The organism is Nostoc sp., from assembly GCF_036918245.1.
In the GTDB taxonomy this organism is placed as follows: Bacteria; Cyanobacteriota; Cyanobacteriia; order Cyanobacteriales; family Nostocaceae; genus Nostoc.
This window is the reverse complement of record NZ_JBALEF010000086.1, coordinates 39,467-60,015: the sequence shown is the minus strand read 5'-3', so window position 1 is coordinate 60,015 and position 20,549 is coordinate 39,467. Positions and strand designations below refer to the sequence as shown.

Here is a 20,549-nt window from a genome sequence, read left to right as displayed (position 1 = left end):
TCCTTCCAGTTGCGGGTTACTAAAATTCCATTCACTCACAGCGTAATTGCCGCGATGCGCAAATCTGGAGTACCAATGCGGATTCTTTGACGAATCAAGTCTTCATAACAATTGATAGCATACTGGTTAAATCCTAACGATCGCACAAAATTAAGATATAGTCCAATCTTCTAAAAGCAAATTAGGCACTTTTTCAAAATCTTTCCGGTTGCGAGTAACTAAAATCCCATTCATTGACAGCATAATTGCTCCAATGCGTAAATCTTGAGTGCCAACGTGAATTTTCTGCCTAACTAATTCAGCATAAATGTTGCCAGCATCTTCCCTAAATTGTAGGATATTAATACTATTTAAATCATCTAATGTATCTTGTAATCTAGCATAAGCTAAGACTAATTCACCTGAGGAATCAGCCCTATTAATAGTATTCATTCTTCCCCGTATTTGTTCAGTAGCCGTCACAATAGTTATGGCAATATCTTGAGGATTAAATGTATTTAATCGCTTTCTAATAGATGGATTACCCCTTTGGATCAAAGATAGGTGATCCGTATCTAGTATTCTTAGATTATTCACATCTAAATTTACCTTAATTCCCTTTTTTCATCTAATCCACGTCGGTATTCTTCTATATATTCCAGCATCTCATCAAATTGCGAATCATCTTTATATTTACCAGCTATTTTCAACCAAGGGTTTTCTACTACTTGGGGTACTTCAATTGCTAAAGTGACTATCTTGGCAGATTCTAAACGATGTTGCAAACTTTGACTAAGTTTTTCTATCGCTTCTGTTTCTGTATTTCCTAAACCTTGACAGTCTGGTAAACCTAACAATGTTGCTTTAACTGTACCATCTGGTTGATTTTCAATCAGCACATCATAATTTAACTTGGGCACAGTATTGTTAGGATAAGTTTTTATAGTTAAATTCATAATATTATTATATTTTAAGTTTTATATTTATTAAAACATATAGGTCAATTTAGGCTTTAAACAAATTAAGATATAGTCCAATCTTCTAAACCCAAATTAGGAACTTTCTCAAAATCCTTCCAGTTGCGGGTTACTAAAATACCATTCACCAACAATGTAATTGCCGTAATGCATAAATCTTGATTGCCAAAGCGGATTTTTTGACGAATCAAGTCTTCGTAACAATTAATAGCATACTGGTTAAATCCTAGCGATCGCACATTTTTGAAAAACTCTAAAGTAGCCTGTAAGTTTGCGTAAGCTAATAGCAATGCATCAGATGAGGAAGCCTTTATGATTACATTAAACCTCCCACACAGTCGTTCTTCAACTGTAATTATTGTTATGACAATATTTTCAGGATTGACTGCATTGATACGCTGCGTGACAACTGGATGCCTCTGTTGAAAAAGTGAGACGTGATTTGTATCAAGTATCCATATCACTTAGTTTCATTCTCCGCATCAAGTTGCCGATAATATTCCTCCATTTGTGCGTCAAGTTCACGACGATCAGCTTCTATATATGCCAGCATCTCGTCAAATTGCGGATCATCCTTGAACATACCCGCAAATTTCATCCAAGGATGTTCGGTTTGGGGACGTTCAATTTCCAAAGTCACTATTTCTGGTTTTTGCTCTTATAAAAGTTGAATTAGTTTCTCTATTGCTTCTTCTTTAGTCACACCAAAGCCTTTAAAATCTGGTAAGCCTAGTACTGTCGCACTAACTCCGCCATCTTGTTGATTTTCAATCAGCACATCATAAGTTAACTTGGGTGCAGGATTGTTAGGATAAGTTTTTACAGTTAAATTCATAATATTTTTAACCTGAAAGTTTTATATTGATTATAACTGCTGATCTACTTACTACTAACCTTTAGTTCGTAGTCTTAGCGTAGCGTCTTGTAGATAGGCTGAAGCTCTCAAATTAGCACGTTTTGTGCTGGCTACAAACCTTTAATTATTTACACTAGCTTACTTATCTATGGTTTGATTTTTATCATATTGTCTTTTGCGATCGCTCCAATGATTTACAATCAATCAGAGTTTAATTTACGCTGTGAATGGGGGACACAAGGAGTTGCTCAACTCGCTCCTATCAGTGATGTAATTGTAATAGTTGACATTCTCTCTTTTTCTACCTGCGTGGAAATTGCCACCAACAACGGCGCAATAATTTTTCCCTACGCAATGAGAGATGAATCTGTCATAGATTATGCCAAGTCAGTACAAGCAGAGTTGGCAAGTCATAGACAACTTTGGACTACCACTGGATATTCTCTTTCGCCAAAATCGGTGGCTCAGATTCCTGCTGGAACTAGACTAGTTTTACCATCACCTAATGGTTCTTTTTTGACTTTACATACAGGGAATACACCAACTTTGGCTGGTTGCTTGCGAAATTGCCAAGCTGTAGCGCAGTTTGCTCAAAAGTATGGTGATAAAATCGCTGTGATTCCTGCTGGTGAGAGGTGGAAAGATGATGGTAGCTTACGCCCTGCATTTGAAGATTTGATTGGTGCTGGGGCAATTCTCAGTTATTTAGATGGCAGTCTATCACTAGAAGCCGAAGTTGCTGTGACAACATTTCAGGCTTTCCAGCAGGATTTACTGGGGTATTTGAAAAAATGTAGTTCGGGTAAAGAGTTGATTGAAAAAGGCTTTGAGCCAGATGTTGAACTATCTGCCGCCTACAATATTAGTGATTGTGTGCCTTTGTTTACTGATAATGCTTATGTAAATTACATGCTACAGGCTTAAGAGACTTCCAAATAAAAAATTACCCTCGTAGCTGTGGGCTTCGCTGTTGTATCTCAGAGTTGGTAGTTGAGGTCTAGTCTTTGCCCACTTCACAACGGTGCTGATATTTTGCTCGGGAAGCGCATTTGCCGGAGTGACAGCCAAAATAACTGCGATCGCAGATAGGGTAGCATTGAATAAATAGTTAAATTTACAACTTTTGTTCATAGTATTTTCCCTGTATGTAAATACTGACTATTTGCAGATTAAACTTCCACAACTTAAGAATTACTTCCCGTGCGGTGTCAATTGCGAATATGAGTTATTTAGTCGCAAAAACAACTTAACATCGACTAATAACCACTGCCCAGTGACTAAGTACAACATTTATTAATTCGTAGTAAACTCTCTGCGTACCTCTGCACCCCTACCCTGCGGGAAGGCGAAGCGCCTATGGGTTTAAATAAATAAAATAAATCAGTAGACAGTTCCTGACCTACTACTTAGTTACAGTTACAAAACTTAGACTTAATCTCAGACAAATTGTAGTATGCACTTTTAAGACTGGAGATATTTAAGATACAGGTTGTACATACTTCTTAATAAATCCGCCTTGAGAACGCAAAACGTTTTAATCTAAAAGCTACTGGGTTAATTTACTGGCAGTTTTGCAGGCAATACTCTCAAGCTCGTTTAGCATAGACACAGCGATGTGTCAAGCCTCAAAACAATCCAGACTTAACATATAAACGCTTATGATGGGAGTTTTACAAATCCGATGAGTGTTAAGGCGAGTGGTGGAACCTCGGTTGCGCGTCCGCAACTATATCAAACCCTACCTGTATCCACAATTACCCAAGCGGAGCAGCAAGACCGCTTCTTGGGAAACGGTGAACTAGATGAACTGGCAAGCTATTTTGCGTCTGGTGCAAAGCGTCTAGAAATTTCTCAGACGTTGACGGACAATGCCGAGATTATTGTGTCTCGGGCTGCCAACCGGATTTTTGTTGGTGGTTCGCCAATGGCTTTTTTAGAAAAGCCCAGAGCGATAGAAATAGTACCTGTTAGTGCTGGTGCTAACGTTCAGCAAGGGATCCAACTGGGAACTGTAACCTACGTTGAAAGTCGTGGTGGGTTCCTAGAAAATTTACGATCAATATTTAACTCATCTCCCAGTGGCCCGACACCTCCAGGTTTCAGACCAATTAACATTGCTCGATATGGGCCAAGCAACATGGCCAAGAGCTTGCGGGATTTATCCTGGTTCTTGCGCTACGCTAGTTATGCGATCATTGCTGGCGACCCCAACATCATAGCGGTGAATACAAGGGGTTTGCGGGAAATCATTGAAAATGCCTGCTCTGGTGAAGCAACGCTAGTAGCTTTGCAGGAAATCAAAGCCGGGTCACTTTCCTTTTTCCGCAACGATGCTGAGGCTACAGAGATTGTGTCTCAGTACATGGATGTTTTGTTAACAGAATTCAAAGCAGCCACACCTTCAAACAAAGTCCGCCAACGTCCCTCTAGCGACCAGCAAGGGTTGGAACTACCGCAAATTTACTTTAATGCGGCAGAACGGCGTCCCAAGTTTGTGATGAAGACTGGGTTATCAAGTAGTGAAAAAAATGAGGTAATCAAGGCCGCATATCGGCAAATCTTTGAGCGCGACATTACCCGTGCTTATAGCTTGTCCGTATCTGACCTAGAATCCAAGGTAAAAAATGGCGACATCTCCATGAAGGGGTTTGTCCGTCGTCTAGCTAAATCTCCCCTTTACCAAAAACAGTTTTACCAGCCTTTTATTAACAGCCGAGTCATCGAACTAGCTTTCCGTCACATTCTGGGACGGGGGCCAAGTAGCCGCGAAGAAGTACAAAAATACTTCTCGATTATTTCTGACGGTGGTCTACCAGCCTTAGTAGATGCCTTAGTAGATTCTGCTGAATACAGCGACTATTTTGGTGAAGAAACAGTACCCTACCTGCGGGGTCTGGGTCAAGAAGCACAAGAATGTCGCAACTGGGGGCCGCAGCAAGACCTGTTTAACTACAGTGCGCCTTTCCGCAAGATACCTCAGTTCATCACCACATTTGCAGCTTACGAGCAACCGCTACCAGATCAACATCCCTACGGTTCTGGTAATGACCCCTTGGAAATTCAGTTTGGGGCGATTTTCCCGAAAGAAACTCGCAACCCCAGTACCAGTCCGGCTCCTTTTAGCAAGGATACCAAACGCATCCTGATTCACCAAGGAGCAGGGATTAATAACCAAAATAGTAATCCCAGGGCGCGGGGTGAAGCTCCTGGTACCCTTGGCCCCAAGGTGTTCAAATTAGACCAACTGCCTGGTACTAGAGGTAAAAAGGCTGCCAAAAATTCTAGCATCAAATACTCCGAAAGCTCCACGCAAGCTCTGATTAAAGCTGCTTACCTGCAAGTTTTCGGTCGCGATCTCTACGAAGGTCAGCGCCCGAAGGTATTGGAAATCAAGCTGGAAAACGGCGATATCTCGGTGCGCGAATTTATCCGTGCTTTGGCTAAGTCGGATGTATTCCGCAACCTGTACTGGTCATCGCTGTATGTTTGTAAAGCGATCGAGTATATTCACCGTCGCTTGTTGGGTCGTCCGACTTATGGTCGTCAAGAAATCAACAAGTACTTTGATATCGCTGCTAAACAGGGCTTTTACGCAGTGGTTGATGCCATTATTAACAGCGTAGAATACAGCGAAGCCTTTGGTGAAGATACAATTCCTTACGAACGGTATCTGACTCCTGGTGGTGTATCAGGGCGACAATTGCGCGTTGGTAGCATTCGTGATGATATTGCGGCAAAAATCCAGAAGGAAGTAACACCGAGCTTTGTGACACTGGGTACAGTGACAGAAAAGCGGTCAGAACCAGATATTCAGTTCCGCATTAACCAAGGTGTCAGCAAGCAACGAGAACAAACCAAAATCTTTAAGCTGGTGGCCAATACCAGTGATAAAGTTGCAGTCAAAACTTTGATTAGTGCTGCGTATCGTCAGATTTTTGAGCGGGATATTGCACCCTACATCGCCAAAAACGAATTTACCAAATGGGAAAGCAAGCTGGGGAATGGCGAAATTAGTGTGAAGGAATTTATTGAAGGTTTGGGTTACTCTAACCTCTACCTGAAAGAGTTCTACACACCTTACCCCAATACCAAAGTGATTGAGTTGGGAACCAAACACTTTTTGGGACGTGCGCCACTAGACCAAGCAGAAATCCGCAAGTATAACCAGATTTTGGCTACTCAAGGTATTCGTGCCTTTATTGGTGCTTTGGTAGATAGTGTGGAATATAACCAGGTGTTTGGTGAAGATACAGTGCCTTACCGTCGCTTCCCGACCCTCCCAGCGGCAAACTTCCCGAATACAGAGAAGCTGTACAACCAGCTTACCAAGCAAAACGATGACGTGGTTGTACCAAGCTTTAAGCCAGTACAAGCCCGTGTCGGAATTAGTAACGATACACCGCTTTCGATACAGGCGATCGCAGATATCGCAGCACAAACAAATGGTCAGCCATCCTTTGCTGAACTGGGTCGTTCCTACAACGATGGTAGCGGACTATCCGTGGAACAGGGTGTGCGTAAACATGCACGCATTTACCGTCTAACAGAAAACGCCAACCAAGCCGAAAAACAACAGGCAATCAACGCCATTTATCGTCAAGTATTGGATGTATTTAGCGGTGAAGTGCCTGATAATTTCCGTCGCACTGACCTAGATAGCAAACTCCAAAATGGTGAAATTTCCGTGCGGGAGTTTGTGCGTGAACTCGCTAGTTCTCAAATCTATCGCCAGCGCTTCTTATCACCTTATCCTCATACCAAGGTCATTGAGTTCCTCTTCCGTCACCTGTTGGGGCGTACACCCGCAACTCAGGAAGAAATTGGCCAATACAACAACTTGCTAACCAATAGTGGTTTGTCAGCTACTGTAGAAGCAATAGTCGAAAGTCCAGAATATAGCCGCTACTTCGGTGAAGATGTTGTGCCTTACAACCGCTTCCCATCTCTGCTGGCAGATAACTATCTCGGTAGTGTCGCGGTTGATTAAGGAGTAGGGAGTAGGGAATAGGGAATAGGGTACAGATTATTTACTGTTCCCTGTCCCCTGTAACCTTTCCCCTGTCTCCTTCTTAACCTTTCGTAATACCGCTCTCAGATTGCAGTTAAAACAGTAAATTCTGAAAAGCAATATTACAAAGTATTAAGAGCAGTCATAAATGCTCAACAGAATGCCGGAAAATGTTTTGCGGAAGGTAACTGAGTTTGAAAGCTTGTGTACTTATGTTGACTCAAGCAAACTCGTAATTTATTAGCCGTAGCAGTTGTAAAACTGTTGTGTCTAAAAGAACGAGAAAACAAACTCAGTAAACCAAACTCAAAGTCGCACCAGTTTAATCAAATCCTGGTTTCATTAGTATTGGAGGAATCCATTAATGAGTATCGTCACGAAAGCTATCGTGAATGCTGATGCAGAAGCCCGCTACCTCAGCCCTGGTGAGTTAGATCGGATCAAGTCCTTTGTTGCAAGTGGCGAGCGCCGTGTGCGGATTGCTCAAGTTTTGTCAGAAAATCGCGAACGGCTCGTTAAGCAAGCTGGCGATCAACTGTTCCAAAAGCGTCCTGATGTTGTGTCTCCTGGTGGTAACGCTTACGGTCAAGAATTGACTGCTACTTGCCTGCGTGACCTAGATTATTACCTCCGCCTCGTTACCTACGGTATCGTTGCTGGTGATGTCACCCCCATCGAAGAAATTGGTGTTATTGGTGCCCGTGAACTGTACAAGTCCTTGGGAACTCCTATCGATGGTGTTGCTGAAGGTATCCGCGGGCTGAAGAATAGCTCTGCGTCACTGCTCTCTGGTGATGACGCTAGTGAAGCTGCTGGCTACTTCGACTACCTAGTTGGTGCCCTTCTAGGATAGGGTAAAGCTGTTTACCTACTTAAACAGAAGTATTGCAATACGGTTGGAAATAAGGAATTAACAACATGGCTCAAGACGCAATTACCGCTGTCATTAACTCCGCAGACGTTCAAGGTAAATATCTAGACTCTTCTGCTTTAGAGAAGCTAAAAGGCTACTTCTCCACTGGCGAACTGCGGGTACGTGCTGCTAGCACCATCAGCGCTAACGCTGCTGCGATCGTTAAAGAAGCTGTAGCAAAATCTTTGCTATACTCTGACATCACCCGTCCCGGCGGCAATATGTACACCACCCGCCGCTATGCTGCTTGCATCCGTGATTTGGACTATTATCTCCGCTATGCCACCTACGCTATGTTGGCTGGCGATCCTTCCATCCTAGATGAGCGTGTGCTCAATGGCTTGAAAGAAACCTATAACTCCTTAGGTGTTCCCGTCGGTGCTACCGTACAAGCTATCCAAGCAATCAAAGAAGTAACCGCCAGTTTGGTAGGTTCTGATGCTGGTAAGGAAATGGGCGTTTATTTAGACTATATCTCCTCTGGCTTAAGCTAAGAACTAGTTTGCGCTTAAGAATTTAGGTGCGGCTTTATTAAGGTCTGGAAATCAACCGTGAGTACTAGAACGTTATATTGCTTATCTTGGTAAATTATCAGTGATGAGTGTTGGTGGTCTAGTATTGATGTTTGATTTCCAGCCTTTGAATGATTAAAAGATTTGCACTCAAGATTTTGAGATAAAAAAGTTTTCACAAGGTATACAGGAGATTTTCAAAATATGTCCCGTTTGTTTAAAATTACTGCTCTAGTTCCCAGCCAAACCCGAATTCGTACCCAACGCGAACTGCAAAATACTTACTTTACTAAGCTAGTTCCTTATGAAAACTGGTTCCGCGAACAGCAACGCATTCAAAAAGCAGGTGGCACAATCATTAAGGTGGAACTGGCAACTGGTAAGCAAGGCGCTAATACTGGCTTGTCGTAATTTTGTAAATAGAATATTATTTTAGGGAATTGGTAAGAGGTCGAGAAAGACCTCTTTTTTATGGCTTAGATTTTTGCAAATCAAAAGTTAAACATATTTAAAAGACGATAACCTCTAGTATAAAGTGGAACTGGAGCGTTAGGATTCTGTCTATTCTTAGCCTGTTCAACAGTTTCATCAAACACAATTAGCGTTTCTTTCCCAACCTTCAGCCAGTTTTGATATGGCACACTCATATCTTCTTCAATACCACCAATATTAGGTGCTACCATTGCCCGGTAAGCTTCATTGAATTTCCTGCGGAACCGGAAATCTACTGAAATTCTTAGACCTTCTGCTTTTCTTCTTACTGTTTGATGCAATCCACGGGCATCATTAAAGTACATTGTGCCGTGTTGTAGTTGTGCTTCTATGTAGCAGACAACCATCGGAATATCCAGGCCTTCATCGAAGTCTGACATCACCTGCATATCCTATTGAGGAATTACCAATACTTAATTAAGTCATGATGATGTTAATTACTGAGTATAAAATTTTTTTAATGTGGATTAGCGATGCCTTCTCTACAAGACGCTACGCGTAGCTTGCTGGTATTATACGGGTATGGTAGCTAACTCAATTTGTTAGAAACATTAATCGAGCAGTGTATTGAAGTTGACAACTTAAAGATTTATGGTTGTAAAGCCTACTTATAAGTTATAAGTTATGATTTATGAGTTTTATTTTTAACTCCTAATTTCTAATTTTTTACCTGTACCGATCGTGAATCTACGCCGCCTGATTCCAATTTTTGATAGTTCAGTCTCCAACTGGGCATTAGAAGCGCGGTTGTTGCGCTGGTTAACCTTGATTTGGCTGTTCGTCGGCTTGATCATGCTATTTTCAGCATCATATCCTGTCGCTGATGCCCGTCAGAATGATGGGTTGTACTACTTTAAACGTCAACTGCTTTGGGTCTTAGTTTCCTTAATTGGATTCAATATTATTGTTAATTCGCCATTGCAGAAAATTTTGGGATTATCCCATTGGTTTTTGTTGCTGTTTTTGGGGTTAATTTTTGTCACACTGATCCCAGGATTGGGAAAAAAGGCTTTTGATGCAGCGCGTTGGATCGCGATCGGGCCAATTCCGATTCAACCTTCAGAACTAATTAAACCCTTTTTGGTGTTGCAAAGTGCGCGGCTTTTTGGTCAGTGGGAACGAATTAGTTGGCGGGTTCGCTTGGCTTGGTTGGGCGTTTTTGGTCTGGTACTTTTAGGGATTCTTGCCCAGCCTAACTTGAGTACAACAGGACTTTGCGGCATGACTATCTGGCTAATTGCTTTAGCAGCTGGCTTACCTTACAAGTATCTGGGAGGAACAGCAATTGGTGGAGTAATGTTGGCACTACTCAGTATTAGTATTAAAGAGTATCAGCGTAAGCGGGTGATGTCATTCCTCAATCCTTGGGCGGATGCTACAGGAGATGGCTACCAGTTGGTGCAAAGTCTACTAGCTGTCGGTTCTGGTAAAACTTGGGGAGCTGGATATGGGCTTTCTCAACAAAAGCTGTTTTATTTACCAATTCAGGATACTGATTTTATTTTTGCGGTGTTCGCTGAAGAATTTGGCTTTGTTGGCAGTATGGTGTTGTTGGTACTTTTAGCTACATTCGCTACTCTCGGATTAGTTGTGGCGCTGAAGGCTAAAAATATAGTACATAGATTAGTAGCGATCGGTGTGACGACTTTGATGGTAGGACAATCATTGCTCCACATCGGTGTTGCTACAGGTTCTCTACCAACTACTGGCTTACCTTTGCCCATGTTTAGTTATGGTGGTAATTCCATGATTGCCAGCTTAATAGCTGCTGGGTTGTTGATTCGGGTAGCACGTGAGAGTAGTGAAGCTGAGGTAGTACCGTTGCGAAAACCTCTGCTTGAAAATGGGAGCAGACGCCGAGCTTTTCATAAAACCAGGAATTGAGCTAGCAAAAGCTACGATAGACAAAGTTTTACGCTCTTTGCAGGAATTGAATAGATTATGGAAGACTATAAAACAAGCAATAATCAGCTACTCTAGCACGAGTCTTTATTTTTGGGATTGAGGCGTTGCATAGAAGATGATTTTGGAGGCAATCTGCAACTTTCATATATCTCTGCTTTTGACATCGCTCAAAAAGTTACCTCCGAGGAAAGGGAGTCTTAAATGGGCTATTGCTAGGTGGCAGAATAGATGGAATTGGGTTAATGCCAGGTATAGGAGTAGGCTCTACTTTTTTGAGTACTGTGATTGCAAATCCTCTTTGCTGGGGTTGTTGCTTACCAGATATATCATTGACTAGCAGTCCGATTTGAGGGGGGAAGGCTTGATTGACTGGAAACTTCGTTGAACCAACTGCTGGAACGTCATTGCCGTATGGTAAAAGTTTAACCTGAATATTTTCTCCCTCTACTCTCCAACTCAGAATAGCAGATGTCCCTTCATTGAGAACCAAATTTGGTTGCTCACTACCGTTGATTTTAAAATAGACAATCTTAAATGGTTTGGGTAATATTTGAATTTTTGATTCAGCTTTTTTAGAATTAATTTTGCCGCTTCCATTATTAGAAACAGCTTTGATTTCAAATGCAAAGTTTCCCACTTTATTTGCTACTAAAGGAATATTTTTACATTGCAGTTGTTGATTTTGTTGTGTACATAGTTTTTTAAGTTTAGGGTCTGTAATATTGCCTTGATTAAATTTGTAGGTAACTGGTTCACCATAAGATGTACCATCATCTGCATTGCCAGCAACCTGAAGTTGTGATAGCAATAATGGACGTGCAATTGTCCAACTAAAAAGAATATTTTCAGCTTTTGTATACTGTGGCTTATCTAGCTGAAAATCAATTACTGATGCAATTGGTTTTTCCGCAATTTTTACCTGGGTAGTTTGCGGCGGTGCTACTTGGTTATTTCGGGAAAATATTTGTATACCATTGCGATAAAAGGCTTGTAACTCAAAAGTGTAATTCCCTTTTGTTTTCACTCCAGTTTTAACGTTGCTACAAATTAGCTCTTGTTTATCTTGCACCTGACAAGGAGGTATTTCATTAGCGCTTCCTTTACCCAGTGTTTCAGGAATGCCATTGCTAAAGTCATAAGTAATAGGTTGAATAGGTTGGGAACCTTTAGCTGTCAAAACTAACTTTTTTAACTGTTTATAGTGGTGAATTTCCCAGTTTAAAGCTACTTCATCACCTTCAGTAATTTGAGAGTCATTTGCACTAAAATTTTCTAATCTCAAAGGATCGGGGTTTAAAATTCGCCAAATGATAAATCCTATCCCTCCCAATAACCCCAAAATTGCCAAAATTAACAGAAGAAATTGCCACCAAGGACGGGGTTTCCATACCAAAGTTCCTTGAGGCAGTGTGTTTGGTAGGGGTAAATTTTGTTGGTCTTTGATGTTGAGTTGAAAGTTGACCGCTAGCCCTGCACCAAACCACGGTCGTCGCCACCAAGGTTTGGGTTTGACCGTCAAATTGGCTACAGCACTTCTATTAGGTAATAATCTTACTTCAGTGGGATCAAATTTGTAAGTATATAGTTCTTCTTCGTCTCGACTTTTTAAGTTTAATATCAGTTCGCGGACAATATTGCCTTGGTTAGCTAGTGATAACTCGTACTTGCCAAGGCTACGGCTAACTTGTCCCAAGATGGTATTAAGTTCTATATCTAAGCGATAATTTGTTGGAATTTGGATATACACCAAATCCAGCAGTACTAAGTCTGGAGAGTTTTCTGAATACAAGCGGATTGTCGGCGAATAGCTTCCCGCAAGGGTATCCCCAGGTGGGTGAAATTTCAACAATATTTGACCTTGAGTACCAGGATTGAGTTCTAATGCAGTCACGTCAGATACTAATCCTGGCCCCTCAAATCCAGTTGCAGGATAATTAATTGTGAACCAGTCATCATCTAAATCTGGACAACTCAAGCGGAATCTGTCTACGAGATAAGAGCGATTGTCAACTATTACCTCCACTTGCAGAGGCTCACTAGGATTGAAAATTAACGGTTTGTTGGGGTTGGTGTTAGGTCTAATGGAAAATGTCGGGTCGTTCACCCGAATTGCGGTCTGTTCTTTTAGCAGAACCTTAATTTGGTTTGCGAAAGTTATGGGAGTATCTTGTGGATAATGTAGAGGAGAATCTACGACTAGTGTATAGTCATAGGTTCCTGGGAGAGCATTTGCGGCGATTTGAAACTCAAATCTTACTTCGTCACTATTTTGCCCTGGAGCTAATGCTAAACTTTCTCTAGGAGAACTAGACCAACCGGTTAAATTTTGAAATACTTCGTCAAAAACAAAATATAAGTCGATAACCGCACTCTGATCTGCCTGATTGATTACAACAATATAGAGTTCAATCGTATCTCCTGGCATCCCAAATTGAATTCCAGGTGGGTTGATAATAACTTGCAGTGGATTGAATTTAGCTTGCATGTCATTGATTCCCTTATTTGATGCGGTGTAATTTGACCTGAAAATCCTCACCACCACTCACAATCATGGTTCCTTGATTGGTTTTCAAGTCGATACTATTGATTTTTTTAGAGCTTTGGTAAATTGTTTTACCTTCTGCTGCTCTTGTTTTGTCAAGCTTATGTTCGGGAGTTAAGTACCAAACTACGACTCGTCCATCATCGCCACCACTTACTAAGAGACTACCATCGTCACTAAATGCTAGAGTCCGCACAGATGTTTTTGCTGCTGACCAACGGTCTAGTTGTGAACAATTAAGTTCATTTACTTTTTCTAGCGGATTCGGATTTTTGATAGTTTGACACTGATTTAAATCCCAAATCGTAATAAATCCCGCAGAATCAGAAGTTGCGAGGATTTTTCCTGTTGAGTCAGGAACAAAAGCTAATCCCCAAATATAGTCTTCAGGCCCAACTAATGGGTCTAGTTTTTCTAGATTTTGCACTGAGAAACTTGGGGATTGTTTATCAGATTGAGTTTGATTCCACTGCCACAATATAAAACGCTTAAAGTTTCCAGCAATTACTAGAGTTTTTGCATCTGGGCTGAGATTTAATGCCCGGACTTGGAAACCTGAGAGTTTCAATCTACTTTGTACGTCAATAACTTGCGGTTCTGGGAGAAAATCGCTGTTAGGCGCTGGTCTTGACCATAGTCTGACTTTACCACTGCCATACCCACTGAATAAGTTAAGTGAGTTTGAGGTGAAAACTAGGTCAAAAACGCGATCGCCTTTTGCTTTAGGATCTTTAAGGTCTTGAAGTTGGCTAATCTTGGCACCTGATGGGACATCTCTGAGTTCAATTACACCATTATCTAAACCAACAGCAACACGATTATTTTGTAACGGCATGAAGCGCAAGACTTCTACAGCGTCATCGGTAATCGCCATCAAGCCTTTGGGCTGTTGCAGTTGATCGCAAGCAAGGGGCTGCCCAGCGTATTTTACTGTATCATCAGGGTCTAAGCTATTAGCACCAATTCTCCAAAGTCTTAAGGTGCAATCATCTGAGCCACTGACCACAGATAAACCAATGCCACTAAAACGCACTGAGTTGACAGAACGGGTATGCATTACACCTCTTGGTTGCAGGATTAATGCTAGGAGTGCGGCTAATAGTGCGATCGCAGCCAATTGTAGCCATAAAGGTATAATTGGCAGAGTCTTTACTTCTAATGTCTGCGTGGCTGGGTCTGTACTCCCTAAACGTTGGTCGGATAATTCTGATTTAGCCTCCAGCAACAAAGTTTTACCGATTCCTACCCAAGGACGTTTTGTTTTAACATCGAGGATGACTTTACTTGTCTCTCCTAGATGGAGATTGGCGGTTTCGGGAAGCTTTTTAAAACTACATTTTCGCCAGTCTCTACCCTGCACCTGTACATTAATTTGCTGGTTGAGGTTGCTAGCGTTTTTAAATAGTAATTCAAAGGAAGCTGTATCAGATTTCCAGTCAGGCAACCATGCCGATTTACTGGGAATTTTCAGGTGTTTTTCGGTGGTAGTAAAGTCTATAAAACCCACTGGCAAAACTTCAATGTTGCCTTCAGCATTAGTTGGATAACCATTATTGCTAACAGCTTCAATAGTAAAAGGGTAATTTTGACTAGGCGCTTGCACTACAGAAGGAGGTTGGCATTGGAATGTAGCTTCTGCTAAACCACCTGAATCTAAGGATAATCGCCGTTCTGCACTGCCAGCTAGCCAAGACGGATCAACGCCTGTAAAACGTAGCATTACCTCAGTTGGTTGTTGTCCCAAGTTCCGTACCCGTACTGGTATATCGACAGAATTGCGGGGATAAACTTGGAACTCTCGTACAGGCAATTCTACACTTAAATGTGTTGGTCTGTTGTCTGGCTCGATTTTCAGGCGTAGCACAAGTCTGCACTGTTGTGCTAGTTGCGGTGAAAAAATATTTACCATCAGGTTGACAGTACCAACAAATCCTGGAATGGGTGTATTGAATACGATAACTTGGAAGATAGTACTACTGCCCGGTGGCTTGGCTGCCGCTACCTCTGGTTCGAGTTTATACCAGCGATATCCTGTGTTGCGGATTTCTCCAGCTGCGGTAATTTCTATCTGAAAATTGACGAAGCGATCGCTGTCATTATTGACAGTTACCTCAAATGATACTGGAGTATCACCTGGACGAAAGGTTAGGTTCTGAGTAGAAAGGCTGGCATTAATAACACTTTTTTCCATGCTATTACTTATAATATTTTTTTATATTCTGCATGACTAGCACTATTAAAAAATTAATGTCTCGTGAAAACGTGACAATAACTTTTTTCCTTTGATTATTGAAATTTATATACTATTAAATATTGTGTAATAAATTGGCCAATTTATAAAAGTCATTTTCAAAGGCGATCACTAATAGAGATATGACCAAAAAGAATGTAGAGACAGTAGCAGTGCTACGTCTCTACAAGGGTTCTGGATAACGCATATTTAATTTCAGGATATGACCTCTCAGCAACGCCTTAACTCAAATTAAAATCGCTGCCCAATTCCCAGATGCACTTTGCTTTCTCCTTGGTCGTTAATGCCATAGTCAGCCCGAATTAAGCCTAGTGGTGAATTTAATCGCACTCCTGCCCCATAACCAAAACCATAACCTGGTTTATCTCGTACACCTGCCGGATCTCCTAATACAGTATCACCAGAGCCTAAATCTGAGGCGAAGTCGGCAAACAATACATACACCGCCTACAATTGGTAAGACGGGAAAACGGTATTCTGCGGAAGCCAACACATAACTGCGACCACTGCCAACTTCTCCAGAATCGTAACCGCGCACTGAGTTGGAACCACCCAAGTTAAAGCTTTCGTAAGGCGGTAAATTCCCAACGACAGTACCAGCTTGCACATTCATCGCAAAGACTTGTGGCTGTTTGCTGTTAAATAACTGCACTGGTAAATATTGGCTGTAGTTAGCTTTGAGGCGATTGAGGGAAATATTACCTTCACCAATGGGCACAGATTGTTCTGTACTCAGACTCAAAACGGAACCTTGAGTTGGATTGAGGGGATTATCGCGTTGGTCTTTGGTGGCGGTGAAGGATACGGTAGTTAGGTCGTCAATACCAGTTCCACTCGCAGATAGGGGATTGCCCTGAGCGTCGGTTGGGGTAATATTGCCTTGGCGATCGCGAATACTAGTTCGGGTATAATTTAATCCTAATGAGGTATTCCAGTCGTCGATTGGTCGCTGCAAGCTGACACCACCGCCAATTTGACCTTCTCGCACTTTGTCGCCGTTAGCTAACTTAATCTTGTCATCAAAAGTTTCCGAAAGTTCCTGACTACGAAAACCATTTACAGTGTAGCCCAAGCGATCGGGGTTAGTTGTCCGATAGGGACTGGTAAATTTGGTATTAAACTGCAAGTCTCGGCTACTTACACCAAGATTCACACCGAAAGTATCATTAATACCGCCGACATTCTGATCTTGATAGTTGATTGTACCTACCAATCCCTGATCGACATTGTAACTACCACCCAAGTTAACACCACGTGCCCCAGTTTCTTTGAGTTGATAGACTAAATCAAGTTTTGTTGCATCTCCTTCTAAGGCAACATTCACAGTCTCAAATAAACCAGTACGATATAGCTGTTGGATGTCTTGTTTAACGACATTTTCTTGGAAAATTTGACCGGGTTTCAACTTGAGTTGTTGTTGGAGGAAATCTACTTTGGTGCGTCCTCCAACGGGATTACCCTTGCTATCAACGGTTTTACCCTCATCGTTGACAAAGCGAAATTTGATATCACTCACCAAACCTTCAGCGACATTCACAGTGAGAATGCCTTGAGAACTGGGTTTAATTGATAGCACCCGTGCTAAGTTATAACCATTGTCGGCGTACCACTTGTTAATTTGTGCTACTGCTTGTTGCAGTCCACTGGGACTAATAGTGGTTCCAATCTGAGATTGCAAACGTTGTTGGGCGAGTTGATAGGTAAGTACTTTAGCACCAGATAGTTGCAGCGATTGCACAATCACAGGCTGGACTTGGTATACTACATTCAATCCAGCCTGTGTGCTAAAGCTATTCACACTAACACTGCTAAATAAACCTGTATTTAAAATTGTTGTTACATCTCTTTGTAGCTGGCTTTGACTGGTTTCTCCGCCCACCTGGGTTTTAATTACCTGGCGAATGATTTGCTGTAATTCTTGATTGGCTCCCACCACCTGTACATCTGTAGCTCTGACTACCAAATCGCCTTCAGTCGCAGAAGTTTTGGGGGATGAAGGGGAAAAAGAGGGAGTGGGAGGAAGCGTTACTGATGAATTTCCTTTGTCTGTTGATTTTAAGACTACTGAGGAATTTTTGTTCGCACCTGTTTGCACGGCGACGGGATTTTGGGAAAATTGTTGTGCAACTATAGTTTCTGGGGAAGCAATTGTCTCTACTCGTGCGGGAGTGTCTTCAATTATCGGCACCACCAAGTTACCAGCTTTTGCAGTTGGAGTAACGGTTTTAGCAGGTGCAGCCGTTGCTTGCTGAGTAAAATTGCCAGTAGCTAAAGTAGCTAAAGTAAAAATTGCAGTAGCAGAAACTCGCATAAATATTTAACCTAATTAACTGGGAGTTAGTTGTAGAGACGCTAGCGAATAGGGATAATACTAACTTCCAGCTTCCTCGTCGATTTCCCTATTTATACCTCTTACCCAAACAGACAGTTAATTTTGATATTTTGTTTCTTATGAGTAATCTATCTCGGTCATCCCTAGCTTCTAACTCCCAATCTGCAACTTCTCCTTTGCAGTTACTTGTATTAAGTAATGGTCATGGGGAAGATATGATTGCAGTTCGGATTTTGCAAGAACTCCAACGACAACCAAACCCACCAGAGATATTTGCTTTACCTCTGGTGGGTGAAGGACGTGCTTATGAACAGTTGGATATCCCCTTTATCGGTTCAGTCCTGACTATGCCTTCTGGCGGCTTTATCTATATGGATGGCCGCCAATTGGCGCGGGATGTACGCGGTGGTTTATTGCAACTTACCCTCAGCCAAATTAAAGCTATCCGCCGTTGGGTAAGTTCTCAAAAAAAACTAGGTAATAAAAGAGCAATTTTAGCAGTGGGAGATATTGTCCCGCTATTGTTTGCAACATTCAGTGGCGCTAACTATGCTTTTGTCGGTACGGCAAAATCTGAATATTATGTGCGAGATGAAGCTGGATTATTACCACGAAAATCTAAACACCCAGCTTGGGAAAACTTTTCTGGTTCAGTTTACCATCCTTGGGAACGTTGGTTAATGAGTCGTCGCCGTTGTCAGGCAGTGTTCCTTAGAGATGCGCTAACGGCGGAAATATTAAAACAATGGCCAATTCCAGCTTTTTCTTTGGGTAATCCCATGATGGATGGTCTAGAACCGACGTTTTCACGCCAACAATTTTATAGTCAGAATATCCAACAGCAAGAGACAGTTCGACCTTTTGTAGTGACTCTTCTTCCTGGTTCTCGTCCGCCAGAAGCATACACGAACTGGGAAACAATTATGATTGCCGTATCTGCATTGATGGCAAGTTTTCAACAGCGAGATTCAATCTTTTATAGTTCTAACAAAGTAGTGTTTTTAGGTGCGATCGCTCCTGGTTTAGACTCTAATATTTTATCCCAAAGTGTGCAATCCCAAGGCTGGCGCGCTGAATCAGCATCTCCTATCAAACTTCGCGATTCAAATGTTTTGACATTTAAACAAAGAAATGCTTATCTGCTATTGACACAACAAGCCTATAATGATTGCTTGCATTTGGGAGATTTAGCGATCGCAATGGCAGGTACAGCCACAGAACAGTTTATCGGTTTAGGCAAACCTGCGATCGCGATTCCCGGTAATGGACCACAATACAACCCTGGCTTTGCTGAATCTCAAAGTCGTCTTCTCGGATCGTCTTTGATTTTAATCGATCAACCAGCAGAAGTAGCGAAGGTTGTACAATCCCTATTTAAAAACCCTGATAATTTGCAAATTATTGCTGAAAATGGTGGGCGACGCATGGGCAAACCGGGAGCCGCACTACGTATTGCTAATTGCTTGCGGGAAAAATTTGGATAATGGGGCAGTGAGTATGGGGCATTGTGGCAGGTTATTCTCCTTATCCCCTTGTCCCCCTCATCTCCCTTGTCCCTAGTCCCTCACGCTACCAACCCAGAACGTAAGGCCCTCACAGCAGCTTGAGTACGGTCATCAGCACATAGTTTATTTAGAATATTACGAACATGGGTTTTTACAGTACCAACTGTAATATAGAGTTTCTCGGCAATTTGCCCATTACTACACCCAGCTACAATTAACTCTAGGATTTCCAGTTCCCGTTGAGTCAGAGGGTATGTTTCCAAAACTTGCTCGTATTCTGTTGCCAGTGCCTCAATTTTTACAGTCTTCGGCTTGTCAGAACCTTGACTTTCTCCTGGAATACCTTGGCGCATCTTCCGCAATACCACGTTGGCAATTGCCGGATCAATCCAAGAGTTACCGCCGTGAGTTGCTTGAATTGCCTCAGTTAATTTACTGATGCTGGTTTCTTTCATATAATAAGAATCAGCGCCAGCTGCGAAGGCTGCAAGTACAGCATCCTCTGTATGATCCATTGTCAAGATGAGAATCTTTGTAGTAGATTGCCCATTTTCAGCCTGGGAGCGTTTAAATTTACGAGTGAGTTCGATGCCATCCATGTCAGGCAAGCCGATATCTACTACCGCTACATCTGGCTTTGCCGTTTCTAAAAGTTTTAATCCTTGGGTAGCATTTGCGGCTTCCCCAATTACTTTCAATGCACTATGAGACTGTAATGCTGCTCGTAGCCCCATTCGCGTTAAGTCATGATCTTCAATTAAAATAATACTAATTTCATTCATCGCTACACTCACTCTTGCGCTGTTTGCATCTTTCAAAGTATCGCCTTTTGTAACTATTATCTCTTATATCTCTTATTTTCCCAAACTAAAGATAGATGATATTTTAACCTGTCTGCATCCACCGATAGAAATAACAAGTATCCCAAATTTTTATATTTAGATAGAGGACAAATCTAGCTGGAGATATATAGATACTTACACAAAAAGTATGAAATATTGAAACGAATGCCAAATTGCTGCTCTTTGTTGATAATTCAGCTTTGAGTTGCCATTTTCCATTCGTTAATTAGTATTATTTTGGATCAAACTTAAAAAAAAGCTTACGAAAATGAAACAATTACAGCGGGTGAAAGTTGCTTTACGAAAAAGTGAACGATGGTTTCGAGCGATTTTTAATCAAACCTTGGGATTCATCCGATTGATAGAGCCAATAGAGATCCTCATGGAAGGGAATTAGGTAGCGTTAAAATTTGGTGGAATCACCAACAGCAAAGT

At 41.7% G+C, this 20,549-nt stretch carries 17 protein-coding genes and 2 pseudogenes; 8 read left to right on the top strand and 11 right to left on the bottom strand.

Annotated elements, in window-relative coordinates:
* Positions 1 to 150: 150 nt before the first annotated feature.
* The 5 genes from V7L12_RS24225 to V7L12_RS24205 form a co-directional block, all read right to left on the bottom strand.
* On the bottom strand, positions 151 to 432 hold the full coding sequence (locus V7L12_RS24225; RefSeq protein ID WP_442947918.1) for a type II toxin-antitoxin system VapC family toxin: 282 nt from the start codon (positions 430 to 432) through the stop codon (positions 151 to 153).
* A 152-nt stretch (positions 433 to 584) separates the two neighbouring features.
* Positions 585 to 935: a type II toxin-antitoxin system HicB family antitoxin gene (locus V7L12_RS24220; protein WP_335088194.1), complete on the bottom strand. Its 351-nt coding sequence runs from the start codon at positions 933 to 935 to the stop codon at positions 585 to 587.
* Positions 936 to 1,000: 65 nt separating this feature from the next.
* Positions 1,001 to 1,420, bottom strand: coding sequence for a type II toxin-antitoxin system VapC family toxin (locus V7L12_RS24215; RefSeq protein WP_335088192.1), 420 nt, complete (start codon positions 1,418 to 1,420; stop codon positions 1,001 to 1,003).
* Positions 1,417 to 1,590, bottom strand: a complete 174-nt coding sequence (locus tag V7L12_RS24210) for a hypothetical protein (protein ID WP_335088190.1) — start codon at positions 1,588 to 1,590, stop codon at positions 1,417 to 1,419. Before V7L12_RS24210 ends, V7L12_RS24215 begins: the two co-directional genes overlap by 4 nt.
* 24 nt (positions 1,591 to 1,614) lie before the next feature.
* Positions 1,615 to 1,791, bottom strand: a complete 177-nt coding sequence (locus V7L12_RS24205; RefSeq protein WP_335088188.1) for a type II toxin-antitoxin system HicB family antitoxin — start codon at positions 1,789 to 1,791, stop codon at positions 1,615 to 1,617.
* Between the two features lie 210 nt (positions 1,792 to 2,001).
* Between V7L12_RS24205 and V7L12_RS24200 the strand changes: the two genes are divergently transcribed.
* Complete coding sequence (locus tag V7L12_RS24200) at positions 2,002 to 2,736, top strand: 2-phosphosulfolactate phosphatase (RefSeq protein WP_335088186.1); 735 nt, start codon at positions 2,002 to 2,004, stop codon at positions 2,734 to 2,736.
* Here the strand turns inward: V7L12_RS24200 and V7L12_RS24195 are convergent.
* Complete coding sequence (locus tag V7L12_RS24195; protein WP_335088184.1) at positions 2,725 to 2,943, bottom strand: hypothetical protein; 219 nt, start codon at positions 2,941 to 2,943, stop codon at positions 2,725 to 2,727. The two genes, V7L12_RS24200 and V7L12_RS24195, sit on opposite strands and share 12 nt — an antisense overlap.
* Positions 2,944 to 3,493: 550 nt before the next feature.
* On the opposite strand from V7L12_RS24195, the pseudogene V7L12_RS24190 reads away from it, so the two are divergent.
* From V7L12_RS24190 to V7L12_RS24175, 4 genes and pseudogenes are all read left to right on the top strand, one after another.
* Positions 3,494 to 6,787: pseudogene (locus V7L12_RS24190) on the top strand (phycobilisome rod-core linker polypeptide); the annotation flags it as partial.
* A 397-nt stretch (positions 6,788 to 7,184) separates the two neighbouring features.
* Positions 7,185 to 7,673 carry an allophycocyanin subunit alpha gene (gene apcA, locus V7L12_RS24185; RefSeq protein ID WP_334823156.1) on the top strand — a complete coding sequence of 163 codons (489 nt, stop codon included), beginning with the start codon at positions 7,185 to 7,187 and terminating at the stop codon, positions 7,671 to 7,673.
* Positions 7,674 to 7,738: 65 nt separating this feature from the next.
* Positions 7,739 to 8,227 carry an allophycocyanin subunit beta gene (gene apcB, locus V7L12_RS24180; RefSeq protein WP_104908010.1) on the top strand — a complete coding sequence of 163 codons (489 nt, stop codon included), beginning with the start codon at positions 7,739 to 7,741 and terminating at the stop codon, positions 8,225 to 8,227.
* A 222-nt stretch (positions 8,228 to 8,449) separates the two neighbouring features.
* Positions 8,450 to 8,656, top strand: coding sequence for a phycobilisome linker polypeptide (locus V7L12_RS24175; protein WP_094349821.1), 207 nt, complete (start codon positions 8,450 to 8,452; stop codon positions 8,654 to 8,656).
* A gap of 80 nt (positions 8,657 to 8,736) precedes the next feature.
* Here the strand turns inward: V7L12_RS24175 and V7L12_RS24170 are convergent, their stop codons facing one another.
* Positions 8,737 to 9,084, bottom strand: a complete 348-nt coding sequence (locus V7L12_RS24170) for a hypothetical protein (RefSeq protein WP_335088180.1) — start codon at positions 9,082 to 9,084, stop codon at positions 8,737 to 8,739.
* Between the two features lie 334 nt (positions 9,085 to 9,418).
* Between V7L12_RS24170 and V7L12_RS24165 the strand changes: the two genes are divergently transcribed.
* A complete protein-coding gene (locus V7L12_RS24165) occupies positions 9,419 to 10,621 on the top strand; it encodes an FtsW/RodA/SpoVE family cell cycle protein (RefSeq protein ID WP_334823163.1) in 1,203 nt (400 codons plus the stop codon).
* A gap of 196 nt (positions 10,622 to 10,817) precedes the next feature.
* Here the strand turns inward: V7L12_RS24165 and V7L12_RS24160 are convergent, their stop codons facing one another.
* The 3 genes and pseudogenes from V7L12_RS24160 to V7L12_RS24150 form a co-directional block, all read right to left on the bottom strand.
* Complete coding sequence (locus tag V7L12_RS24160) at positions 10,818 to 13,127, bottom strand: COG1470 family protein (protein WP_335088178.1); 2,310 nt, start codon at positions 13,125 to 13,127, stop codon at positions 10,818 to 10,820.
* A 13-nt stretch (positions 13,128 to 13,140) separates the two neighbouring features.
* Positions 13,141 to 15,375: a hypothetical protein gene (locus V7L12_RS24155; protein ID WP_335088176.1), complete on the bottom strand. Its 2,235-nt coding sequence runs from the start codon at positions 15,373 to 15,375 to the stop codon at positions 13,141 to 13,143.
* Between the two features lie 291 nt (positions 15,376 to 15,666).
* Positions 15,667 to 17,746: pseudogene (locus V7L12_RS24150) on the bottom strand (BamA/TamA family outer membrane protein).
* 140 nt (positions 17,747 to 17,886) lie between these two features.
* Between V7L12_RS24150 and V7L12_RS24145 the strand changes: the two are divergent.
* A complete protein-coding gene (locus tag V7L12_RS24145) occupies positions 17,887 to 19,251 on the top strand; it encodes a lipid-A-disaccharide synthase-related protein (protein ID WP_335088175.1) in 1,365 nt (454 codons plus the stop codon).
* Positions 19,252 to 19,331: 80 nt separating this feature from the next.
* Here V7L12_RS24145 and V7L12_RS24140 read toward each other — a convergent pair whose 3' ends face one another.
* The gene (locus tag V7L12_RS24140; RefSeq protein ID WP_104908003.1) at positions 19,332 to 20,054 is read right to left on the bottom strand and encodes a response regulator transcription factor; all 723 of its coding nucleotides are present in this window, start codon (positions 20,052 to 20,054) and stop codon (positions 19,332 to 19,334) included.
* A gap of 328 nt (positions 20,055 to 20,382) precedes the next feature.
* On the opposite strand from V7L12_RS24140, the gene V7L12_RS24135 reads away from it, so the two are divergent.
* Entirely contained in the window at positions 20,383 to 20,511 is a 129-nt protein-coding gene (locus V7L12_RS24135; protein WP_335088173.1) for a hypothetical protein, read from the top strand.
* Positions 20,512 to 20,549 lie beyond the last annotated feature (38 nt).